This window comes from Primorskyibacter sp. S187A, from assembly GCF_049800955.1.
GTDB lineage: Bacteria > Pseudomonadota > Alphaproteobacteria > Rhodobacterales > Rhodobacteraceae > JAKVBH01.
Map to the genome: position 1 here is coordinate 1143776 of NZ_JBNAGA010000002.1, position 21052 is coordinate 1164827.

Consider the following 21052-nt stretch of genomic DNA (forward strand, 5'->3'; position numbering starts at 1 on the left):
GACCCCACCATCAGGCCGCCGCTCCTGTAGTGACCGTCATTGGCCTCATTGTCACCGGTTCTTCTTTTGACGGATCCCATGTGGCCACGAACCAGACAAAAGAGGCCACCATTGCGACGACGAAGGCCGCGATGAGCAGAAGGGTTTTGGTTTGATTGCTCATGATTGCGCCGCGTGCCGCGTCGCTGGGGGCAGGGGGGCTGTCCGCCCCCCTCTTGGCTGCGCCAATTCACCCCCCGAGGATATTTCCAGCAAGAGGAAGGTCATGATCCGACTTTCCACTCTACTGTTTCAGGGCCTTTGCCGACAGGAGATTTCTGCGCAGGGAAGGCGGGCTGGCTTTCCTGGGGGGCTTTTGCCTTCTCGATGCGCACTTTGAGATCAAACCATGCGGCCTGACCTGTGATCGGATCGGAATTGGCCCACCGCAGCCCGTCGCCTTTAGGCGGGAGCAGCTCGTGGATCAGGTTGTTGAGCAGGAAGCCTTTGGTGGCCTCTGGCGCGTCCTCGCTCAGCGCCCAGGCGCCTTTGCGTTTGCCGATGGCGTTCCATGTCCAGACGGTATTGTCGTTGAGGGCGGCCATTTCCATGACGGGCACTGTGATGCTGCCATGGGGTGAGGTGACTGTGGCCCAGTCTTCGTCCTGAAGCCCGTGGTCCTGCATGAGTTTGGTCGGCAGGTAGAGCGGGTTGCGGCCATGGATCTGGCGCAGCCACGCGTTTTGCGTGCCCCAGGAATGATACATCGCCATAGGACGCTGGGTGAGTGCGGTGATGGGGTATTCGTCGCCTTTGTTGGCTTGCGCCGTATCGTACCAGATCGGCAGAGGATCGAGGCGCGATTTGATCTGCTCGCGCAGATGCTCAGGCGGCTGGCGCTCGCCATGGCCCTCGGCGGCCAGCTGGAATTTGCGCATGGGCTCCACATAGAGCTGGAAGAGATAGGGCGCGGGGGCATCATAGAAGCCCATATCCACAGCATATTTCTGGTAGGCCATGTTCCACGGTTTGTAGAACTGCGCGTCCTCCTCGATATGGAAGAGTTTGAAACCGCCGTTCTTGATGTAGCTGTCCAATTGAGCCGCATTGCTTTCGCCGCGCCCGTCGGTCAGGCCATCTTCGCCCATGCGCCATCCGGCCAGCGGACCGATGCCGGGTTTGCGGATGTGGTTCGTGATGTAATCGGCGTAATCGGCGTACTTCTGGGTGCCGTCCTCATTGGTGAAGCCGGGCAAGTTCAATTTCGCGCCCAACTCGCACAGGACCGACTGAAATCCGCGCACATTGCGGTCAGGCTCGATCACGGGCCAGCGGATCGCGTCTGCCGCGCCTTCGGCCTCTGAAATGGGCCTGTCGAGCAGCGAGATGCAATCGTGGCGCTCCAGATAGGTCGTGTCGGGCAGGATGAGATCGGCATAGGCCACCATCTCGGAGCTATAGGCGTCTGAGTAGATGATGCGCGGGATGACGTATGCGCCGCTCTCATCCTTATCCGTGAGCATCTCCATGACGCCCTTGGTATTCATCGACGAGTTCCACGACATGTTGGCCATATACATGAAGAGCGTATCGATCTTGTAGGGATCGCCGGCGTAGGCGTTGGAGATCACCATATGCATGAGGCCATGGGCGGACATGGGGTTCTCCCATGTAAAGGCCTTGTCGATGCGCGCTGGAGAGCCGTCGTCCTTGAGCGCCAGATCGTCGGGGCCCTGCACGAAGCCCAGGTGCGGGCCGTCGAGCGGTTTGCCGGGGGTCACTTTGCAGTGGGGCTTGGGATGCGCCGCCACGGGCTTGGGATAGGGCGGCTTGAAGCGGAAGCCGCCGGGCACTTCGACGGAGCCCAGCAGGATCTGCAGCACATGCAGCGCGCGGCAGGTCTGGAAGCCGTTGGCATGGGCGGAAATCCCGCGCATCGCGTGGAAGGAGACCGGGCGGCCCACCATCTTGTCATGGTGGCGGCCACGGAAATCCGTCCAGGGCACATCCAGCGTGATCTCTTCCTCAAAGGCGACGCGGGCCAGTTCTGCAGCGATCTTGCGGATCTTTTCAGCCTTGATGCCGCAGCGCTCGGCCACAGCTTCAGGGGCGTAGCTTGGTTCGAGGTAGCGTTCGGCCATTTTGTGCATGACTGTCACATGCGTGATCCCGGCATGACGATACGTCCCGCCCAGATCCGGCACGACGCCGTCTGTATCAAAGGCTGTGGGCTTGCCGGTGCGCCGATCAATGACAAGCTCTTTGCCCGACGCGTCGCGCTGGAAGAGGCCATAAGTCTCGGAGGCGGGGTCACAGTCGATCAACACGGGCGCGTTGGTGTAATCCGCGAGATAGCGCAGGTCGATGTTGCCCGCTTTCAGGAGCTCATGCACGAGGGCGAGGATGAAGAGCCCATCGGTCCCGGGCGTGATGCCAATCCAATCATCAGCCACGGCATTATAGCCCGAGCGGATCGGGTTCACACCAATCACGCGTGCGCCGCGCGCCTTCAGTTTGCCGATGCCCATCTTGATGGGGTTGCTGTCGTGATCCTCGGCCACGCCAAAGATCATGAAGAGTTTGGTGCGGTCCCAATCGGGTTGGCCAAATTCCCAGAACGCGCCGCCCATCGTATAGATGCCCGCAGCCGCCATGTTCACCGAGCAGAAGCCACCGTGGGCCGCGTAGTTCGGTGTGCCGAAGTTTTGGGCCCAGAAGCTTGTGAAGCTCTGGGACTGGTCGCGGCCTGTAAAGAAGGCGAGCTTGGAGGGGTCCTCGGCGCGAATGGGCTCCAGCCAATCCGCCGCGATTTGCAGGGCTTCGTCCCAGCTGATCTCTTTAAACTCACCTGATCCGCGCGGACCGACGCGCTTGAGCGGTGCGCGCAGGCGCGAGGGCGCGTTGACCTGCATGATGCCCGCAGAGCCTTTGGCGCAAAGCACGCCACGGTTCACCGGATGATCGCGGTTGCCCTCGATATAGGCAACTTTACCGTCCTTCATATGCACATTGATCCCGCAGCGGCAGGCACACATGTAGCAGGTCGTCTTGCGGATCTCGTCGGAGACTTTCGGCGACGTATCGATCTTGGGCTGGCCCATGATGTCTTCTCCCTGTGGTGCCGGGCGCTTTGGAGGCGCGGGCGGTCTGAGCTGTCGGCTCTTATGTCTGTGCAGCGGCCTGCGCCTGAACGGCGGTCACTGCGATTATGTTCACGATATCTTCTGCCACGCAGCCGCGCGAGAGATCATTCGCCGGATGCGCAAGCCCTTGCAACACCGGGCCGATTGCTTCGCAACCGCCGACGCGTTGGGCAATTTTGTAGCCAATGTTGCCCGCGTCGAGATCCGGGAAGACAAAAACGTTTGCTTGACCGGCGACCTCGGAGCCCGGCGCCTTGCTGGCCCCTACGGAAGGCACGAAGGCAGCATCGAATTGCAATTCGCCGTCGACCTTCAGATCGGGCGCTGCGGCTTGGACGAGGCCAAGCGCCTCCGTCACCTTGTCGGCCCGGGGATGCGATGCACTGCCTTTCGTCGAGAAGGAGAGCAGCGCGACGCGCGGTTCGACGCCCAGAAGTACTTGCGCAGACGCTGCGGCTTGCTGCGCGATGCCGGACAGCTCAGTGGCACTCGGATCAATGACCAGACCGCAATCGCTGAAGATCATGGCGTCGCGACCCGAGGCATGGCCTTCCGGGAGCGCCATGAGGAAAAAGCTCGACACGAGCGGCGCGTCCTTGGCCTTGCCAATGATTTGAAGCGCGGCGCGCACGGTGTCGGATGTTGTGTGGACAGCGCCGCCGACAGTCCCGTCGGCATCGCCCGCGCGTACCATAAGGGCAGCAAAGACAAGCGGGTGTTGGACCTGCGCGGCGGCTTTCTCGGGCGTCATGCCTTTGTGGCTTCGCAGCTCTAAAAGGAGATCGGTGTATCTCTGGAGATCTTGCGATGTCGCGGGATCTGCAATCTCGACGGACCCGCCTTCGCGTTTGAGCGCAGCTTCTACATCAGCGGTGGGCCCAACCAGAACGACGTCTGCGATCCCGGTCTTTTGGGCTGCGCAGGCCGCCGCGACAACGCGTGGATCGCTGCCTTCGCTGAGCACAATGCGCATGCGGTTGGCCGCTGCCCGGGCACGAAGCCTGGGCAGCGGCCTGTCAGCGCCGCTCACACTTGGGGAGGACGCTGACACGTTTTACTCTGCCGCTTTGGCAGGCTGTTGCGGACGCATATCCGCGGGATCGATGCCAGCCACTTCGACGGGCTTCTTCATCGCATCGCGGCGGAAGGGCTCGCCCAGTTCCTGATTGAGGAGAACCTCGATCAGGGTCGTGGTGTTGTTCTGCATCTGGTCCTTGATCGCCTGGTTGAGCACGTCTGTCAGCTCATCCATGCCGCGCGCCTGCACCCCTTTGAGGCCACAGGCATTGGCGATGCCCGCATAGGAGACGCCGTCGTCAAGCTCGGTGCCCACGAAATTGTCTTCAAACCAGAGCGTGGAGTTCCGCTTCTCAGCGCCCCACTGGTAGTTGCGGAAGACGATCATCGTGATCGGAGGCCATTCGTCGCGCCCAATCGCCGTGAGCTCTGTCACGGAGATGCCGAAGGCGCCGTCACCGGCGAAGCCACAGACCGGGACATCGGGACGGCCAATCTTGGCGCCAATGATGGCGGGCAGGCCGTAGCCACAGGGGCCAAAGAGCCCGGGCGCGAGATACTTGCGGCCCTCTTCGAAGGACGGATAAGCATTGCCGATGGCGCAGTTGTTGCCGATGTCGGACGAGATGATCGCCTCACGGGGCAGCGCGGATTGGATCGCGCGCCATGCCATGCGGGGGCTCATCCAGTCGGGCTTGTCGGCGCGGGCGCGCTCGTTCCAGGTGGTGCCGGGATCGTCGTCCTCATGATCCATGGAGCTCAGCTGTTGGGCCCATTTCGACTTAGTCTCGGCAATGCGGGCCTTGCGCTCGGCACGCTGGTGATCACCGGCCGTGTCCGACAGGCCATTCAGGATGCCATGGGCCACTTTGGCTGCGTCACCCACGATACCGACGGAGACTTTCTTGGTCAGGCCGATGCGATCAGGGTTGATATCAACCTGAATGATCTTGGCGTCCGCAGGCCAGTATTCCATGCCGTAGCCGGGCAGGGTCGAGAACGGGTTGAGGCGCGTGCCAAGACAGAGCACGACGTCTGCTGTCTTGATCAGCTCCATACCAGCTTTCGAGCCGTTGTAGCCCAGCGGACCTGCGAAAAGCGGGTGCGAGCCGGGGAAGGCGTCGTTGTGCTGGTAGCCTACGCAAACCGGCGCATCGAGGCGCTCGGCCAGTTGCATGGAGGCGTTGATGCCACCCTCGGAGAGCACGACACCCGCACCGTTGAGGATCACGGGGTTCTTGGCATTTGACAGCATCTCGGCTGCGGCCGCGACGGAATTCGTGCCGCCAGGGGAGGCCTCGAATTCGATGGGATCGGGGATCTCGATGTCGACCACTTGCGTCCAGAAGTCGCGCGGCAGGTTGATCTGAGCCGGACCGCAGAGGCGCTTTGCCTGAGAAATCACGCGTGTCAGAACTTCGGCGACGCGGGACGGATCGCGCACTTCTTCCTGATAGGCGACCATGTCTTCGAACAATTTCATTTGCTCGACTTCCTGGAAGCCACCCTGACCAATTGTCTTGTTGGCGGCTTGCGGCGTCACGAGAAGGAGCGGCGTGTGGTTCCAATAGGCTGTCTTGACTGCGGTCACGAAGTTCGTGATGCCGGGGCCGTTCTGCGCGATCATCATCGACATCTTGCCGGTCGCGCGGGTATAGCCATCGGCCATCATGCCGGACGACCCTTCATGCGCACCGTCCCAGAAGGTGATGCCTGCGCGGGGGAACAGATCGGAAATCGGCATCATGGCAGAGCCAATGATCCCGAAGGCGTGCTCGATACCGTGGCGCTGCAGCGTTTTGACAAACGCCTCTTCGGTCGTCATTTTCATGGCGGATCTCCCTACCTTGTTGTGTCGTCAATTGGATTGCGCGGAACCTAGTCCGATGTGGCGTGGCTCGTTAGGTCCAGTCAACTTCTGGATTTAAGTCCAGACAGGAGGCGGCCCGCCCGTTTGGCATGGAGCACGTCTGCGACGCGTTCGCCCCAGCGATCCCAATTCAATGCGTTTTCATACTCCGCCCGGCTGCTCTCGCGCAGAGCGGCATAGCTGTCTGGCGATGCGAGATAGCGCTGGATGAGCGCGGCAAAGTCTTGCGCGGACGCTCCTGCGGGCAAGGCGTGCCCATTGATGCCGTCGCGTACCGGCACCCCGCCAACACGCAGGCACAACGAGGGTAAACCGTAGGCAGAGGCTTCGCAGAAAGCAAAGCCATAGCTTTCAAAGGAGGGCTGCACAAGGAAATGCGCAGCGCTCATAATGCTTTGAAATTTCTGCAAACCCCCGGGACTGCTCTTGTTGAGCAAGCCATGAAACGTGACGGCTTCGGGAAGCTCGATGCCATCGGGAACCGCGCCGATTATATCGAGCTGCGCATCAATATCGCGGTGTCGCAGCTGTTCCAGCACGGACAAGACGAGCGGCCCGCCTTTGGCATGAAAATCCCGTCCGACCAATAACAATCGCACGGGTTTGCCCTGTGCCAGTCGCGGCGGCAGATCCATGCGCGGGGGCGCGTCAATATTGGCGCCCCATGGAATGACGATACTGGTCTCGTGGGGAAGATCATACAGATCATCAGCACCCGATTTCAGCCAGTCGGTGGGCCACAAAGTCAGGTCAATTGGCTGGAATGTGCGCCGTTCCGCGTTGAGAATCATTGGGTCCAGCAGGCGAGAGGCTTTGATGAAGGATCCAAAGCTCTCTCCGACCTCCGAGCGTTTGTAGGTTGTGGGCGTTGCATCAGCTGTGAACACTGATGTCATGCGGGCCGGCACGCGGACATTCATCATGGATTGAAACGAATAGGCGCAAAACACGACGTCGAACGGCTCTGCCATAAGCTGGCGATGGACATGCCGCGCAATCGTCCGCGAAAGCGCCAGATGCAGGCGCCAGCGCAGCCGCAGATTGATCGCTTCAGGGAGCGCATGACACAATTTGCGGAGAGGTTCGGCCATTCCCCATCCCGCGTCGAGGATCGTGACATCGCCCACATGTTTCTGGAGCGCGTTGTAAATGCGGTTGTTGCCGCCGGAATAGGAGTTCGTGTCCAGCGGGGAAAAATCACAGATATAGGCAATGCGCAGCCGGTCGGGCACGATCAGAGATCTCTTGGGGTCAGGTCCAGAAGTGTGCGGAAACTGCCATACCTTGGGCAAAGCGCAAGGAGAAAGCGGCTGTGATGGGCCATTCGGGGCGCTTTCTCGGGCTTAGGCGTGGACAAACCGCTCATTTTTGCCGCATTTGGGGAGCATAAAGAGTTGATTGGTAAATTGGGGTCTGATGCCTAACGCGTTTGCATATCTGATGCTGGCTCTCTGGCCGATCGTGGCGGTGCTACTTTACCGCCGTGTCTCGCCGTCGCTTGCCTTCACATGCACCCTTCTGGGCGGATACCTGATTTTGCCGCCGCTGCCTGCGACATTTGACTTTCCCATCATGCCGCCGCTGCACAAGGAAAATATCCCGGCCTTGGCGGCTTTCGTCATCGTTTTGGCGACCGGTCAGCTCAAGGGCAGCCTGTGGCCGGAGAACAGGGTGGGCCGATCGTTGTTGGCCGTGTTTGTGCTGTCGCCTGTGGCCACCGTTCTCTTCAATTCAGAGCCTGTATTCTGGGGCGAGCTTGTCTTGCCCGCACTTGGCCTGAAAGACGCGCTGGCGCTGTCGATCAGCCAGTTCCTGCTTGTGCTGCCGTTTCTCTTGGCGCGGCAATTTCTCAATACCGCGGGATCGCAACGCCAATTGATCTTCGCTTTTTTGATCGGCGGATTGGTCTATTCCATCCCCGTGCTGGCCGAAGTGCGCCTGTCCCCACAACTCAACGTCTGGACCTATGGGTTCTTCTCGGGAACATTCCATCAGACGGTCCGGTTCGGCGGGTGGCGCCCCACAGTGTTCCTCTACCATGGTCTTTGGGTTGCGTTCTTCATGATGATGGCGCTCGTGGCCGCGGCCGCGGTGTTCAAGTTCGAGAAGAGCAAGAGATGGATGTGGATCGGTGCGACGCTCTATCTGGGGGTCATCCTGGTCGCGTGTAAATCGCTCGGATCCCTGATCTTTGCCGTTTTTCTGTTGCCCGTGGTGCTGCTCTTGGGCGTGCAAAACCAGATACGCGTGGCCGCACTTTTGGCTCTCCTTGCGTTCTTTTATCCGATCTTCAAAGGCACGGAAGTCCTGCCAAGTCAGGTCATCCTGACGCAAGCCGAACGCATCGACGAGGAACGCGCCGGATCGCTGCGGTTTCGCTTCTACAATGAAGATATCCTCCTCGACCGCGCCTATGAAAAGCCTGTGTTCGGTTGGGGATCATGGGGACGCAACCATATCTGGAACCCCTATTCTGGTGCACTTGAAACCACAACGGATGGCCGTTGGATCATCACACTGGGCGTCTATGGCTGGGTCGGGTTTCTGGCGGAATTCGGGCTGATCTGCCTGCCGATTTTCCTGCTTTGGCGGGTCATGCGACGGCAAAAGCAGGAAGACATATCGCCCTACATCGGACCGCTGTCGCTGCTGCTCGGGATCAATGCGGTGGACATGATCCCTAATGCCACGATCACCCCTCTGACCTGGATTCTGTCGGGTGCGCTTCTGGGATATGCCGAGGCGCTCAACAAGGTCTCAACCCGTGTGGCGCGGAAAGAAGTGGCGCGTTGGAAGCCGATAATGCAGTGAGACAGGGTCTGGTATGATGCGCTCACCTTCTGACACGCCGCGTGTTTTGGCGATTGCCGAGGCGGCAAACCCCGATTGGGTCTCTGTCCCGCTGGTGGGGTGGTCGCTGGCCCACGCGTTGCGGGCGCGTGCGGAGGTGCATCTGGTTACGCAAAGTCGTAACCGCGAGGCGATCCTGAAGGCAGGGTATGTTGAGGGCCAAGATGTCACGTTCATTGACAGTGAGGCCTTCGCGAGACCGCTTTGGAAGCTGGGCGAGTGGCTCCGCATGGGGCAGGGCAAAGGCTGGACAATGGTGCAGGCGCTCAATGCGATTGCCTATCCGCACTTCGAACGTCTGGTCTGGCAGCAGTTCGGCGAGCGTATTGCGGCGGGCGAGTGGGACATCGTGCATCGCATCACGCCCCTCTCCCCAACCATCGCGAGCCCGATTGCCGCGCGCATTGCCAAAACCGGCACGCCTTTTTTGCTGGGCCCCCTCAACGGGGGCGTGCCGTGGCCAGATGAGTTTGACAGCGAACGGCGGGCGGAGCGGGAGTATCTGAGCTATGTCCGAAACGCCTATAAAGCGCTGCCCGGTCGCAAGGCGACCTTGAAACATGCCTCTGCTGTTTTGTGCGGATCCCGACATACGGCCTCCGAGATGCCCGAGAGTTGCGCGCACAAGGTCGTCTATCTGCCTGAAAACGGAATCGATCCCGCGCGCTTCAACGCAACGGTGAAGCCCCGGTCGGGGTTGCTGCGCGCAGCTTTTGTTGGGCGTCTGGTGCCCTACAAGGGCGCGGACATGTTGCTCGCCGCTGCAGAGCCCCTGATTGAACGCGGGGCTATTCAGATTGACATTATTGGCGATGGTCCGATGCGCCATGCGCTGGAGGAGCAGGCCGGTGGCTCCGAATGCGTGACCTTTCATGGATGGTTGGAGCACCGGGAGGTACAGAATGTCTTGCGCGACGCCCATATTCTAGCCTTCCCCTCAATCCGTGAGTTTGGCGGCGGGGTCGTTCTGGAGGCCATGGCATTGGGTGTGCCCGCTATGGTGGTGGATTATGCGGGGCCAGGCGAGCTTGTGACGCCGGAGACAGGCATTAAGGTGCCGCTGTCGTCGCGTGCGGGCATCATCAAGGGTTTTCGGACCGAACTGCGCCGCCTTGCGGAAGACCCATCCCAATTGGCGCCAATGGCCATGGCCGCGCAGGCGCGGGTCCAGCAGGACTTCACGTGGGCGCGCAAGGCCGAACAGGTTGCACAGGTCTATGATGCGATCCTTACGGGCCGCGCGTTGCCGTCAGTCTTCTGAGTCTGGAGGCGCAAGCGGCGTTTTGCCAATCACTTTCGCGGGTATGCCCGCTACGGTCATCCCCGGGGCAATGTCCTGAGTGACGACAGCATTGGCACCGATGCGGACGTCATCGCCCACGGTCAGAGGGCCCAGGATTTTTGCGCCAGCGCCAACATCCACATGCCCGCCCAAAACCACGGGCCCGGCCAAAGTGACCTGATGAAACAGCAGGCAATTGACCCCGATCCTCGCGTCCGGATGCACAATAATGCCGGTTGGATGCGGCATCTGAAGCCCCCCGCCGATCTGGCAATGCAAGTGCAGCTCGGATTGGGTGATGGTGGACCAGAAGCGATGGTTGAGCGCCCAGTATTTGGCGCGGAGCGTCGCGCCGCTGACGCGGGCGGCCTGATATCTGCGAATGGCGCGCAGCAGTTTTGGGCCCGGGTCCCAGAAGCGTGTGATCTTTTCCCGCGACCAGTCGGGCTCAGTGGTTGAAATGCCATAATGGTTTGTCATGCAGGTCTTGTGCCGCAAATCGCGCGCTCCCGAAAGGTCACACTTGGGCGATTGCGTGTTCGATCCTGCGCTGCCTTGCATTTTTGAGGCCGTACTTCACACTGCCCGCGCGAAGCGGGAGGCGGGCATGGGACAAGACCATCAAACTGTTTTGATCGCCGGCGGCGGGATTGGCGGCTTGGCGCTTGCGTTGACACTGCATCAAATCGGCCTGAGTTGCGTTGTGCTGGAAGGCGCCCGCGCGATGAAGCCACTGGGTGTCGGGATCAACCTGCAACCCAACGCTGTGCGGGAATTGGATGAGCTCGGGCTTGGGCCGGACCGCCTTGCATCCGTTGGCGTGGCCATCCGCGAATGGGCCTTGGTTGGTCTGAATGGCAAGGAGGTCTATGCCGAACCACGCGGGCTGGAGGCGGGCTACCTCTGGCCGCAGATCGCGGTACATCGGGGGCAGTTTCACATGCTGCTCTACCGTGAGGTGCTGGACCGGATGGGCCCCGGCGCAGTGCGGTGTGATGCCAGGGTCATGGGGTATGAGCAAACGCAGGCTGGCGTCGTCGTTCGGGTGCAATCGCACAGCGGGCAGAAAGAAGAGGTCGCGGGCGTTGTGCTGATCGGCGCGGATGGCATTCATTCGAAGGTACGCGCGCAGATGCACCCCAATCAACCGCCGATCCATTGGGGAGGCGCTTTGATGTATCGCGGCACGTTGCGCGCAAAACCCTTGCGCGGCGGCGCGTCCTTTGTTGGCCTTGGCACCCATGCGCAGCGCATGGTCCTCTACCCGATATCTGCGCCGGACGGGCGCGGCATTGCAGAGATCAACTGGATTGCGGAGCGCACGGTTCCGTCTCCGGGGCATTGGCCGGACGAGACCTGGTTTCGCCCGGTTGGGATCGAAGAGGTCATCCCGCATTTCGAAGCGTTTTGCTATGATTGGCTGAACGTGCCGGAGATGTTGCGGCGCGCGGATGTGGCCTATGCCAACCCGATGATTGATCGTGAACCGGTCGAGACATGGGTGCAGGGCCGTGTTGCCCTGCTGGGGGACGCAGCCCATGCGATGTATCCCACAGGGTCAAACGGGGCGAGCCAGGCGATCGTTGATGGCCGTGTTCTGGGCGCGGCGTTTGTCCGCCATGGCGTGAGCCCGGAGGCCTTGCGGGCCTATGATGCGGAGCTTTGTGAGCCCATCTCCCAACTTGTCTTGCGCAACAGGGGCGCTGGGCCGTTTGGTCTGCTCAACCTTTTGGATGAGCGGTGCGGCGGGGTGTTTGACGCGATTGACGACGTTTTACCGGCTGAAGTGCGCGCCGCGCATATGGACGCCTACAAGCGCGCGGCAGGGTTGGAGCGCGAAACGCTCAACACTGCGGTGCGGCGCATTCCAGATGGCGCGCGTGTGACCTGACGCAACAAGGTGAAGGCAGAGCTCAACTGATCGATTGACTGATGCACCTGCGCCATGTGCGGAATGATGTTCGCAAATCAGCCATTTGATTTCATCATACCCGCTTTCGCGGGAAAGCGAACATAATCGCGCATGAAACTCTTTCTTTTTCGCGGTGAATCGGGCAAAAAGCCCGCATCGAGGAGAGTGCCAGCATGCAACATGAGCAAACAGATCTTTTCATTATCGGCGGTGGGATCAACGGCTGTGGTATCGCGCGTGATGCGGCGGGCCGGGGCTTGTCCGTCACCTTGGCGGAAATGAACGATCTGGCATCCGCGACCTCGTCTGCCTCCACAAAGCTCTTTCATGGCGGTTTGCGCTACCTTGAGTATTTCGAGTTTCGCCTCGTGCGAGAGGCCCTGATCGAGCGGGAAGTTCTGCTCCGGGCGATGCCGCACATCTCATGGCCCATGCGGTTCGTTTTGCCCTACCACGCCGACATGCGCTTCGAGAATGATACCCCGACCTCCAAGCTTCTTTCCTATATCATGCCCTGGAAAAAGGGAGAACGCCCCAGATGGCTGATCCGGCTGGGCCTCTTCATGTATGATCATCTGGGAGGTCGAAAGATTTTGCCGGGGACCACGGCCCTGTCGCTCAAGGGCACAAAGGAAGGCGCGCCCCTTGAGGCCCGGTTTGAGACGGCTTTCGAATATTCGGATTGCTGGATCGAGGATTCCCGTCTTGTCGTCCTCAATGCGCGCGATGCGGAAGCGCGCGGCGCGCGTATCATGACGCGCACCAAGGTGTTGAGCGCGGAGCGGCTGGACGGCCATTGGCAAATCACGACACAAGACACGCAGACAGGCGCGACTTCTCAGTATCACGCCAAAATGCTGGTGAACGCAGGCGGGCCTTGGGCAGGCGACATCATCAAGGGTGTCGTGCGTTCCAACGCGACCGACACCGTGCGTCTCGTGCGCGGGTCACATATCGTGACCAAGCGGCTTTATGATCACGACAAATGCTATTTCTTCCAAGGAACGGACGGGCGCATCATTTTCGCCATTCCTTACGAGACGGACTACACCCTGATCGGCACAACCGATGCCGAACACGCGGACACGTCGGTAAAACCCCATTGCACAGATGAGGAGCGAGACTATCTGCTCCGCTTCATCAATGGCTACTTGTCCAAGGACATCACGGCGGAAGATGTTGTCTGGAGCTATTCCGGTGTGCGCCCTCTCTATGATGATGGGGCTTCGTCGGCGACGGCGGCCACGCGGGACTATACGTTGAAAGTCGATGCCAATGGCGCGCCGCTCCTGAACATCTTCGGGGGCAAGATCACGACCTATCGGCGTCTGGCCGAGAGCGCGCTGGAGAAGATCGGTGGGCATCTCAAGGTGGAAGCCCCGTGGACGGCCGGTGTGGCGCTGCCGGGGGGGGATTTCCCGGTGGATGGTGTCGACGCGCTGATCTCGGAACTGCAAGAGGCGCATCCCTTCCTGACCGATCGCTGGGCCCGCAGACTGATACGCGCCTATGGCACGGACGCAAAAACAGTCCTTGAAGGGTCAAGTGCTGCCGCGGATCTGGGCGAGGATTTCGGAGCAACCCTGACCGCGCGTGAGATCGACTATCTGATGGATGTGGAATACGCGCGCACGGCGGAAGACGTCATCTGGCGGCGCTCGAAACTTGGCCTGCGGCTGACGACGGCACAGGTCAGCGCTATCGAGGCCTACATGGATACGCGCCAGGCGCAAGCGGGAGCGGCCTAGTCAGGGCTGGTCAACCGCGCGACTTGCACGCAGATTGAGGGCAAACAGGGAGGGACACATGCGCTATATTCTGGCGATTGATCAGGGAACCACGTCGAGCCGGGCCATTTTGTTTGACGACAAAATGCGCGTGGCCGCCATGGCGCAGGAAGAATTCACGCAGCATTACCCGGACTCGGGCTGGGTTGAGCATGATTGCATGGATCTTTGGTCCACCACGGCGGCAACCTGCCGCGCGGCCATGGAAAAAGCGGGGCTCAAGGCCAGCGATATCGCGGGTATCGGGATTACAAACCAGCGTGAGACAACGCTTGTCTGGGATCGCAAGACCGGCAAACCGATCCACAACGCGATTGTCTGGCAAGACCGGCGGACCTCTGACCTCTGCCAGACGCTGAAAGCGGAGGGATATGAGCCGCAGGTCACGGAGAAGACAGGGCTTCTGCTCGATCCCTATTTCTCAGGCACCAAGGTTGCCTGGCTGTTGGACAATGTCGAGGGCGCGCGGGCGCGTGCGGAAGCGGGCGAGCTGATCTTCGGTACGGTGGACAGCTGGATCATCTGGCACCTGACCGGCGGCACAACCCATGTCACGGATGCCACAAATGCCGCGCGGACGCTCCTTTATGACATCCGTCAGGGCCGCTGGTCGTCCACCATGTGCAAGATGCTGGGCATTCCGATGTCCATGCTGCCCGAGGTCAAGGATTGCGCGGCAGACTTTGGCGAGACGCGGGCCGATCTCTTCGGCGCCCAGATACCGATTTTGGGCATTGCGGGCGATCAGCAGGCGGCCACGATTGGTCAGGCCTGTTTCAAACCCGGCATGCTCAAAAGCACCTACGGCACCGGCTGTTTTGCGCTTTTGAACACAGGCGACACGCCGGTTGTATCTGAAAACCGGCTGCTGACCACCATCGCCTACCAGATGGATGGCAAACCCACCTACGCGCTTGAAGGCTCGATTTTTATCGCGGGCGCAGTTGTGCAATGGCTGCGTGATGGGGTGCAGATGATCCGGCAGGCGCCCGAGACGCAGCCATTGGCGGAGACGGCGGATGCCAGCCAGAATGTCGTGATCGTTCCCGCCTTCACAGGGCTTGGCGCGCCATATTGGAATGCCGAATGCCGCGGGGCTGTCTTTGGTCTGACGCGTAACTCAGGGCCCGCCGAATTTGCCCGGGCGGCGCTGGAAAGCGTGGGCTATCAGACCCGCGACCTGCTGGAAGCGATGCAGGCTGATTGGGGCGCGTCCGGGGAGACCGCCTTGCGCGTTGATGGCGGGATGTCAGCGTCTGACTACACGATGCAGTTTCTCGCGGATATCCTCGGCGCTCAGGTGGATCGCCCCAAGGTTCTGGAGACAACCGCCATGGGCGCGGCGTGGCTCGCGGGCCAGCGTGTGGGGATCTATCCCGGTATGGATGAGTTCGCACAAACATGGGCTTTGGAGCGCAGTTTCGAGCCGGCGATGGATGGGGCCACGCGGGACGACAAGTATGCAGCGTGGAAGCGCGCGGTGTCAGCCACTTTGGCTTTTTGATGAAGGAGCCAGGGGCTCTGCCCCCGGACTCCCAGGATTTATTCAGCAAGAGGAGGAGGGCTATTGCGCGGCTGCGGGCACCAGTCCTGCAATCTCTTCGATCAAAGCCACGATATCATCCACGCCTTCGCCATGTTTCAGCGCGCTGAAGATAAAGGGTTTACCGCTGCGCATACGCGTGGCGTCGCGCTGCATGACATCGAGCGATGCACCCACATGGGGCGCGAGATCGGTTTTGTTGATGATCAACACATCTGATTTCGTTATTGCAGGGCCGCCTTTGCGCGGGATTTCCTCTCCGGCAGCCACGTCGATCACATAGAGCGTCAGATCGGCGAGTTCGGGGGAGAAGGTGGCAGACAGGTTGTCGCCCCCGCTTTCGATCAGGATGATCTCCAGATCAGGGTGGCGTGCGCGCATATCCGCGATGGCGGCGAGATTGATCGAGGCGTCTTCGCGGATCGCTGTGTGAGGACAGCCCCCCGTCTCCACACCCATCACACGGTCATCCGGCAGGATCTGGAGCCGCATCAGCGCTTCGGCATCTTCCTGCGTGTAGATGTCATTGGTGATCGCCGCGACGGAATATCTGGACTTCAGCGCGCTGCACAGCCGCGCTGTCAGCGTTGTTTTGCCTGCGCCCACGGGGCCGCCGATGCCAATCCGCAAAGGACCATTGAGAGCTGTCATGACCGAAACATCCTTGAATAGAGCGTGCTGTGTTGCATTGCGTGAATGTCAGAGACCAGAGGCGCCGTGCCCAGCGAGTGGCGCGTCGCGCCTTCGGTCTGCTGTGCGATGTCGAGACATAATGGATTCATGCCCTGCAATATCTTTTGCCCCTCGGTCTGGCCCAGCGGAATGAGGCGGATCGCAGCGGAGACGAGGTTGGCGGCAAAGCTGTGCAGCGCCATTTGAACCACTGGTGTGAGGGGCATGCGCGTTGCGCGCGCCGCTTGGCCCAGAGCAACCGGATAGGTCAGGCCCTGCGGCATCTCGGTCCAGACCGCAGCGATCGTCTGGCAGAGCGCGTCCCCCATTTTCTCTGTCTCAAGAAGGCGCGTCTCGGACGGCTGCAAGGCGCGGTTCAGCTCATCGAGCGGGCCGGGATCAACGGTGGCTGCCGCCAAGCGGATCATGACCGCATCATTGCGCCCTGCGCCATGGTGCAACACGCCTTCCAACCACCCGGCAAAGCTGGCGGCGTCCTGCACAGCCCCTCCCTGAACAGCGGCCTCCAGCCCATGGGAATAGGCAAAGGCGCCTACGGGAAAAGCGGGGGACATCCATTGGCTCAACGTGAGCAGCTGGTCTGATGTAAGCTCAGTGGGCATGGGAATGGGTGCGCCCATGCCCATAGGCGCCGCCCTCAGGCGTGAAGGGCTCGGTCACCTCGCGAAGCTCTGCCCCCAGTTTTGCCAGCATATCCTGAATGACGTGATCGCGCTGGATCAGCAGCCGCTCTGTCTCGATCTGGCAAGGGGTGTGGCGGTTGCCAATGTGCCATGCCAGACGCACGAGATCCTGTCCTTTGATTTCCAGCAAGGCCTCTGGTGCGGCCAAAATACCAACACGTGTCCCGCAGGGCAGTTCAACGGCATCGCCGTGATCCAGCGAGCTTGTTTGCGCCAGATCGACAATGAATTGCACGCCTTTGGCCGACGTCATCTTGCGCCGCCTCAGAAAGCGGTCGTCATACGTTAGAGACACGGTGTCCGAGACGTCATGGCAGTGCCGGATCAGCGTTTGGGTTGCGGGTAGGGGCGTGTCGCTCATCTTTAATCTTTCTTAACCATGCTGCGGCACGGTAGCGGCCATGTTTTTCGCTCGCAAGAAACGACAGGCCGCTTTGGCCGCAGCAATTGATGCTTTGGGTGACGTGCGCACAGAAATGAGGCGTTTGAAGTTGCAGGAGGAAGCCCTGCGCGCGGAAATCGAGAGCTACAGACCAGGCAAATACGTCATTGCAGGGCGCTACGAGCTGAGCCTGCAGACCCGTTCGAAGAAATGGTTCAATCGTCATGCCCTCCCCGAACATATCCGCGAGGACCCGGCCTATTGGAAAACGCTCAAGCTTGAGACGATGACGATCACGCCTCTGGACAGCTCCCAAATGGCGCCGGCAGAGGGTGAGATCGACGATACTTATGCGGACATCCCGATCCCTGATCCGACGCCCGGTGAAGCCGACTATGGTCGGCGGATGTCCGTGGATCCTGACAAGCGCGTGCCCCCTCCCACCGCGGACGATTTAGATTGGCGTGAAGCCGCAGAGCCGGCAGAGCCGTTCGACTGGGGCAAGAGGAGTTAGATTGGCCAGGTATTGCGTGTCCAGTCACTATCCTTCTCCCGCTTTCTCATTCTCGCTCAATCGATGGGCCTCAACCGTCTGACGAGCTACATCCAGGATCTCTTGGCAGATGCACACACATATATCGAAGTCAGGATACTGAATCGTGCCATGGCGCGGGTATCGAGCGGCATGACACCAGTCATTGACCTCTTCGCCGAATTCGAGCCGGTGTAGTTTGCTTTGTCCCAAAGCACCGAGAGTGAGAAACGCCTCATGGATCGTTTTTCGATCTATATGCAGACGCTCCGTTTCAATTGCGATTGCAGCCAGGGCGTGCTCGCTTGAACCATCGCTGAAGCGGTCTTTGATGCGCTTCATCTTTTGGGCTCGGGCCGTGTTCACGACAGCCCTACATCGTTCGAAATCAGCTTTGTTGGTCACGGACTTGAGCAGGGCATTTAGATCGTGACTGCGCTTGTGCGAGCCAAGCGTCCCACGCGCAAACCCGATCGCCTTCAAGCCGAGCTCGCAGCTGTGCAGCAGAAGAAAGAAGATCGTGTTTGGGTTTGCCCAGCCTTGCCACGGCTCGGTGGTCTGTTCTGCGTCGCGCAGAAGCTTTGCCGAACGCAAATACTCATCCGCTCTTTCGAGATACAAAGCGGATAAAGGGATATCGCTCAAAACATGAAATACCGCTGGGCCATGGGCAGCTCCTTGGCAGGCTCACAGGTGAGCAGCTCTCCATCGGCACGCACCTCATAGGTCTCGGGATGGACCTCTACATGCGGCGTGGCGTCGTTGAGTTTGAGGTGGCTCTTGCCGATACCACGGGTGTTCCGGACGGCCAACGTCTGCTTGGCCAGACCCAGTGTCTCCCTGATCCCCGCCGCCTGCGCGGCCTCGGAGACAAAGGTAACGGCGGAGTGCTCGACCGAGCGGCCATACGCGCCCCACATGGGCCGGGTATAGACGGGCTGCGGCGTGGGGATGGAGGCGTTTGGATCGCCCATCTGGGCGCAGACAATCGTGCCGCCCATCAACACCATCTCGGGCTTCACGCCGAAGAAAGCCGGGCTCCAGAGGCACAGATCGGCGCGTTTGCCTTCCTCGATGGAGCCGATCTCGTGGGAAATCCCGTGCGCGATGGCTGGGTTGATCGTGTATTTCGCGATGTAGCGGCGCACGCGGGCATTGTCATTGTCGCCGGTCTCTTCGGGGAGCGCGCCGCGTTGTTTCTTCATCTTGTCGGCCGTTTGCCAGGTCCGGATGATCACCTCACCGACGCGCCCCATGGCCTGAGAATCCGATGCGATTATGGAAAACGCGCCCATATCGTGCAGGATATCTTCGGCGGCAATCGTCTCGCGCCGGATGCGGCTTTCGGCAAAGGCCACATCCTCGGGGATCGATTTGTCGAGGTGGTGGCAGACCATAAGCATGTCGAGATGCTCTTCGAGCGTGTTGACTGTGAAGGGCCGCGTGGGGTTGGTGGAGGAGGGGAGCACATGCTCCTCGCCACAGATCTTAATGATGTCCGGCGCATGGCCGCCGCCCGCGCCTTCGGTGTGGAAGGCATGGATCGTTCGGCCCTTCATGGCGGCCACGGTGTTTTCCACAAAGCCGCTTTCATTGAGCGTATCGGTGTGGATCATCACCTGAACGTCCATGGCGTCAGCCACACTGAGGCAGCAATCAATCGCGCCGGGCGTCGTGCCCCAATCCTCGTGCAATTTGAGCGCGCAGGCGCCGCCGAGGATTTGTTCCTCAAGCGCTGCGGGAAGCGAGGCATTGCCCTTGCCCGCAAAGGCGAGGTTCATCGGGAAGGCATCGGCTGCCTGCAACATCCGCCCGATATGCCAGGGGCCGGGGGTGCAGGTGGTGGCCAGAGTGCCATGGGCGGGCCCGGTGCCGCCGCCGAGCATGGTCGTGAGCCCGGAGTGCAAGGCATCCTCGATCTGTTGCGGGCAAATGTAGTGAATATGGCTGTCAAACCCGCCTGCGGTCAGAATGCGGCCCTCGCCTGCAATGGCCTCGGTGCCCGGTCCTATGACGATATCAACACCGGGCTGTGTGTCAGGGTTGCCGGCCTTGCCGATCTTGTGGATGCGGCCCTCCTTGAGGCCCACATCCGCTTTGTAAATGCCCGTGTAGTCAACGATGAGCGCGTTGGTGATGACGGTATCAACCGCCCCCTCGGCGCGCGTCGCTTGAGATTGCCCCATCCCGTCACGGATGACCTTGCCGCCGCCGAACTTGACCTCTTCGCCGTAGATCTCGGCATTGGCCCCCACGCCACCGGTCTGGGCGCGCCCGACGGCCTGCGCCGTCAGGTCGTGCTCTACCTCGACGAAAAGCTCTGTATCTGCGAGGCGCAGCTTGTCCCCGGTGGTGGGGCCAAACATGGCGGCGTAGTCAGCGCGGGAAATCGTGGCAGGCATGGGGCCTCCTGAGGTCAGGTCAGTCGAGTTTGGTTTTGGGCTCCGGCATGGCAGGCGGGGTGGACGGGGTCTGCTTGCGACGGCGTTTGGCCGGGCTTGCGGTTGTTGTGTCCTGTGTTGCTGTAGCCGTGGCTGCCTTGGGTTTGGCAGTTTTTGGTGCGGCTGTGGTCTTTGGCGCCACGTTCGCTTTAGGTGCCGCTTTTGCCTTGGGGGCCGGTTTGGCCGCAGGGGCGGCGTTTGTCTTGGGGGCTGACTTGGCGGCAGGTGCTGCTTTTGCCTGTGGTGTCTTCACGACGGGCGCGGCTTTCCGGGCTGGCGCTTTGGTCTTGGGGGCCGCTTTGGTCGCAGGCTTGGTTGTCGTGTTGGCGACCTTGGCTTTGGGTGTCGCAGCAGGCGCGGGCGCAGCTTTCTTGGCGGCAGAGGCGGTATTCACGGCCTTGGCTTTGGGCTGTGCGGCCGGTGAGACGGCTTTGGCCGCTGGCTTGGGTTCTGCAGGTGCGGGTGTTGCGACAACGCGTTTGGCCTGTGTTGGTTTGGCCTGTGCTGGTTTGGCTGGGGCAGGTTTAACAAGGGCTGGCTGGGGCGCGGCTTTCGCCTTGGGCGCAGGCTTGGCTTTCACCGCTGCTTTTTTGGCCTTGGCCGCAGGCTTGCCCACTTTGGCAACGGTTTGCGCAGCGGCTGTAGTGCCGTGCCAATCGACGCGTGGACCGCGTGTCATGATCTGGGCGGCATCAAATCCGGCGCTCCACATCGTGTGGGCCAGGCGCATATTGTTTTCAAGCGCAGCATGGGCCATGCGCATGGCGGCAACTTGCATTTCTATTTGGTTCACGATCAAATTCACTGGTTCGGCTCCCTCTGGCAAACCATTGTCAAAAGTGAGCTGCGGCCCCTCTCAACCTTCCGCAACCCATGTGCCGGGGCACGCGTGTGCGCCGGGGGTTCTGTTCACTCGCTTGTGCGGGTGATGCCGCTTG

General features: G+C 60.7%; 18 protein-coding genes. 6 read left to right on the forward strand and 12 right to left on the reverse strand.

Translation table 11 applies throughout. The features are described from left to right. Nucleotides 1-10 precede the first annotated feature (10 nt). The 5 genes from ACP15S_RS16610 to ACP15S_RS16630 all read right to left on the reverse strand — a co-directional run bounded on the left by ACP15S_RS16610 (nucleotide 11) and on the right by ACP15S_RS16630 (nucleotide 7241). Nucleotides 11-163: a hypothetical protein gene (locus ACP15S_RS16610; RefSeq protein WP_425040745.1), complete on the reverse strand. Its 153-nt coding sequence runs from the start codon at nucleotides 161-163 to the stop codon at nucleotides 11-13. A 100-nt stretch (nucleotides 164-263) separates the two neighbouring features. Then, on the reverse strand, nucleotides 264-3080 hold the full coding sequence (locus ACP15S_RS16615) for a molybdopterin oxidoreductase family protein (protein WP_425040746.1): 2817 nt from the start codon (nucleotides 3078-3080) through the stop codon (nucleotides 264-266). 61 nt (nucleotides 3081-3141) lie between these two features. Then, nucleotides 3142-4152, reverse strand: a complete 1011-nt coding sequence (pta, locus tag ACP15S_RS16620) for a phosphate acetyltransferase (protein WP_425040927.1) — start codon at nucleotides 4150-4152, stop codon at nucleotides 3142-3144. Between the two features lie 24 nt (nucleotides 4153-4176). Beyond that, nucleotides 4177-5970, reverse strand: coding sequence for a sulfoacetaldehyde acetyltransferase (gene xsc, locus ACP15S_RS16625; protein WP_425040747.1), 1794 nt, complete (start codon nucleotides 5968-5970; stop codon nucleotides 4177-4179). Nucleotides 5971-6050: 80 nt separating this feature from the next. Continuing rightward, nucleotides 6051-7241, reverse strand: a complete 1191-nt coding sequence (locus ACP15S_RS16630) for a glycosyltransferase family 4 protein (RefSeq protein ID WP_425040748.1) — start codon at nucleotides 7239-7241, stop codon at nucleotides 6051-6053. Nucleotides 7242-7449: 208 nt separating this feature from the next. Here ACP15S_RS16630 and ACP15S_RS16635 point away from each other — a divergent pair, with 208 nt between their 5' ends. Together ACP15S_RS16635 and ACP15S_RS16640 are read left to right on the forward strand one after the other, a co-directional pair. Continuing rightward, the gene (locus ACP15S_RS16635) at nucleotides 7450-8820 is read left to right on the forward strand and encodes a hypothetical protein (protein ID WP_425040749.1); all 1371 of its coding nucleotides are present in this window, start codon (nucleotides 7450-7452) and stop codon (nucleotides 8818-8820) included. A 13-nt stretch (nucleotides 8821-8833) separates the two neighbouring features. Beyond that, nucleotides 8834-10120, forward strand: a complete 1287-nt coding sequence (locus tag ACP15S_RS16640) for a glycosyltransferase family 4 protein (protein WP_425040750.1) — start codon at nucleotides 8834-8836, stop codon at nucleotides 10118-10120. Here the strand turns inward: ACP15S_RS16640 and ACP15S_RS16645 are convergent. Beyond that, entirely contained in the window at nucleotides 10109-10621 is a 513-nt protein-coding gene (locus ACP15S_RS16645) for a serine O-acetyltransferase (RefSeq protein WP_425040751.1), read from the reverse strand. The genes ACP15S_RS16640 and ACP15S_RS16645 overlap by 12 nt on opposite strands. Nucleotides 10622-10748: 127 nt before the next feature. Between ACP15S_RS16645 and ACP15S_RS16650 the strand changes: the two genes are divergently transcribed. The 3 genes from ACP15S_RS16650 to glpK all read left to right on the forward strand — a co-directional run bounded on the left by ACP15S_RS16650 (nucleotide 10749) and on the right by glpK (nucleotide 15344). Further along, complete coding sequence (locus ACP15S_RS16650; RefSeq protein WP_425040752.1) at nucleotides 10749-12032, forward strand: flavin-dependent oxidoreductase; 1284 nt, start codon at nucleotides 10749-10751, stop codon at nucleotides 12030-12032. Between the two features lie 194 nt (nucleotides 12033-12226). After that, entirely contained in the window at nucleotides 12227-13801 is a 1575-nt protein-coding gene (gene glpD / locus ACP15S_RS16655; RefSeq protein ID WP_425040753.1) for a glycerol-3-phosphate dehydrogenase, read from the forward strand. A gap of 58 nt (nucleotides 13802-13859) precedes the next feature. Continuing rightward, entirely contained in the window at nucleotides 13860-15344 is a 1485-nt protein-coding gene (glpK, locus tag ACP15S_RS16660; protein WP_425040754.1) for a glycerol kinase GlpK, read from the forward strand. Between the two features lie 60 nt (nucleotides 15345-15404). On the opposite strand, the gene ureG is transcribed toward glpK, so the two are convergent. Genes ureG through ACP15S_RS16675 form a run of 3 tightly spaced genes read right to left on the reverse strand, consistent with a single transcriptional unit; the run spans nucleotide 15405 to nucleotide 17120 of the window. Beyond that, nucleotides 15405-16034: an urease accessory protein UreG gene (gene ureG, locus ACP15S_RS16665; RefSeq protein WP_425040755.1), complete on the reverse strand. Its 630-nt coding sequence runs from the start codon at nucleotides 16032-16034 to the stop codon at nucleotides 15405-15407. Next, a complete protein-coding gene (locus ACP15S_RS16670; RefSeq protein WP_425040756.1) occupies nucleotides 16031-16678 on the reverse strand; it encodes an urease accessory protein UreF in 648 nt (215 codons plus the stop codon). The genes ureG and ACP15S_RS16670 overlap by 4 nt, the downstream gene beginning before the upstream one ends. Beyond that, on the reverse strand, nucleotides 16668-17120 hold the full coding sequence (locus tag ACP15S_RS16675; protein ID WP_425040757.1) for an urease accessory protein UreE: 453 nt from the start codon (nucleotides 17118-17120) through the stop codon (nucleotides 16668-16670). The genes ACP15S_RS16670 and ACP15S_RS16675 overlap by 11 nt, the downstream gene beginning before the upstream one ends. A 40-nt stretch (nucleotides 17121-17160) precedes the next feature. On the opposite strand from ACP15S_RS16675, the gene ACP15S_RS16680 reads away from it, so the two are divergent. After that, on the forward strand, nucleotides 17161-17655 hold the full coding sequence (locus ACP15S_RS16680) for a hypothetical protein (protein ID WP_425040758.1): 495 nt from the start codon (nucleotides 17161-17163) through the stop codon (nucleotides 17653-17655). Nucleotides 17656-17682: 27 nt separating this feature from the next. Here the strand turns inward: ACP15S_RS16680 and ACP15S_RS16685 are convergent, their stop codons facing one another. From ACP15S_RS16685 to ACP15S_RS16695, 3 genes are read right to left on the reverse strand one after another with little or no spacing between them, the layout of a single operon-like run. Beyond that, on the reverse strand, nucleotides 17683-18318 hold the full coding sequence (locus ACP15S_RS16685) for a hypothetical protein (protein ID WP_425040759.1): 636 nt from the start codon (nucleotides 18316-18318) through the stop codon (nucleotides 17683-17685). Continuing rightward, entirely contained in the window at nucleotides 18315-20075 is a 1761-nt protein-coding gene (gene ureC / locus ACP15S_RS16690; protein ID WP_425040760.1) for an urease subunit alpha, read from the reverse strand. Before ureC ends, ACP15S_RS16685 begins: the two co-directional genes overlap by 4 nt. Nucleotides 20076-20094: 19 nt before the next feature. Continuing rightward, nucleotides 20095-20907, reverse strand: coding sequence for a hypothetical protein (locus ACP15S_RS16695; RefSeq protein WP_425040761.1), 813 nt, complete (start codon nucleotides 20905-20907; stop codon nucleotides 20095-20097). Nucleotides 20908-21052 lie beyond the last annotated feature (145 nt).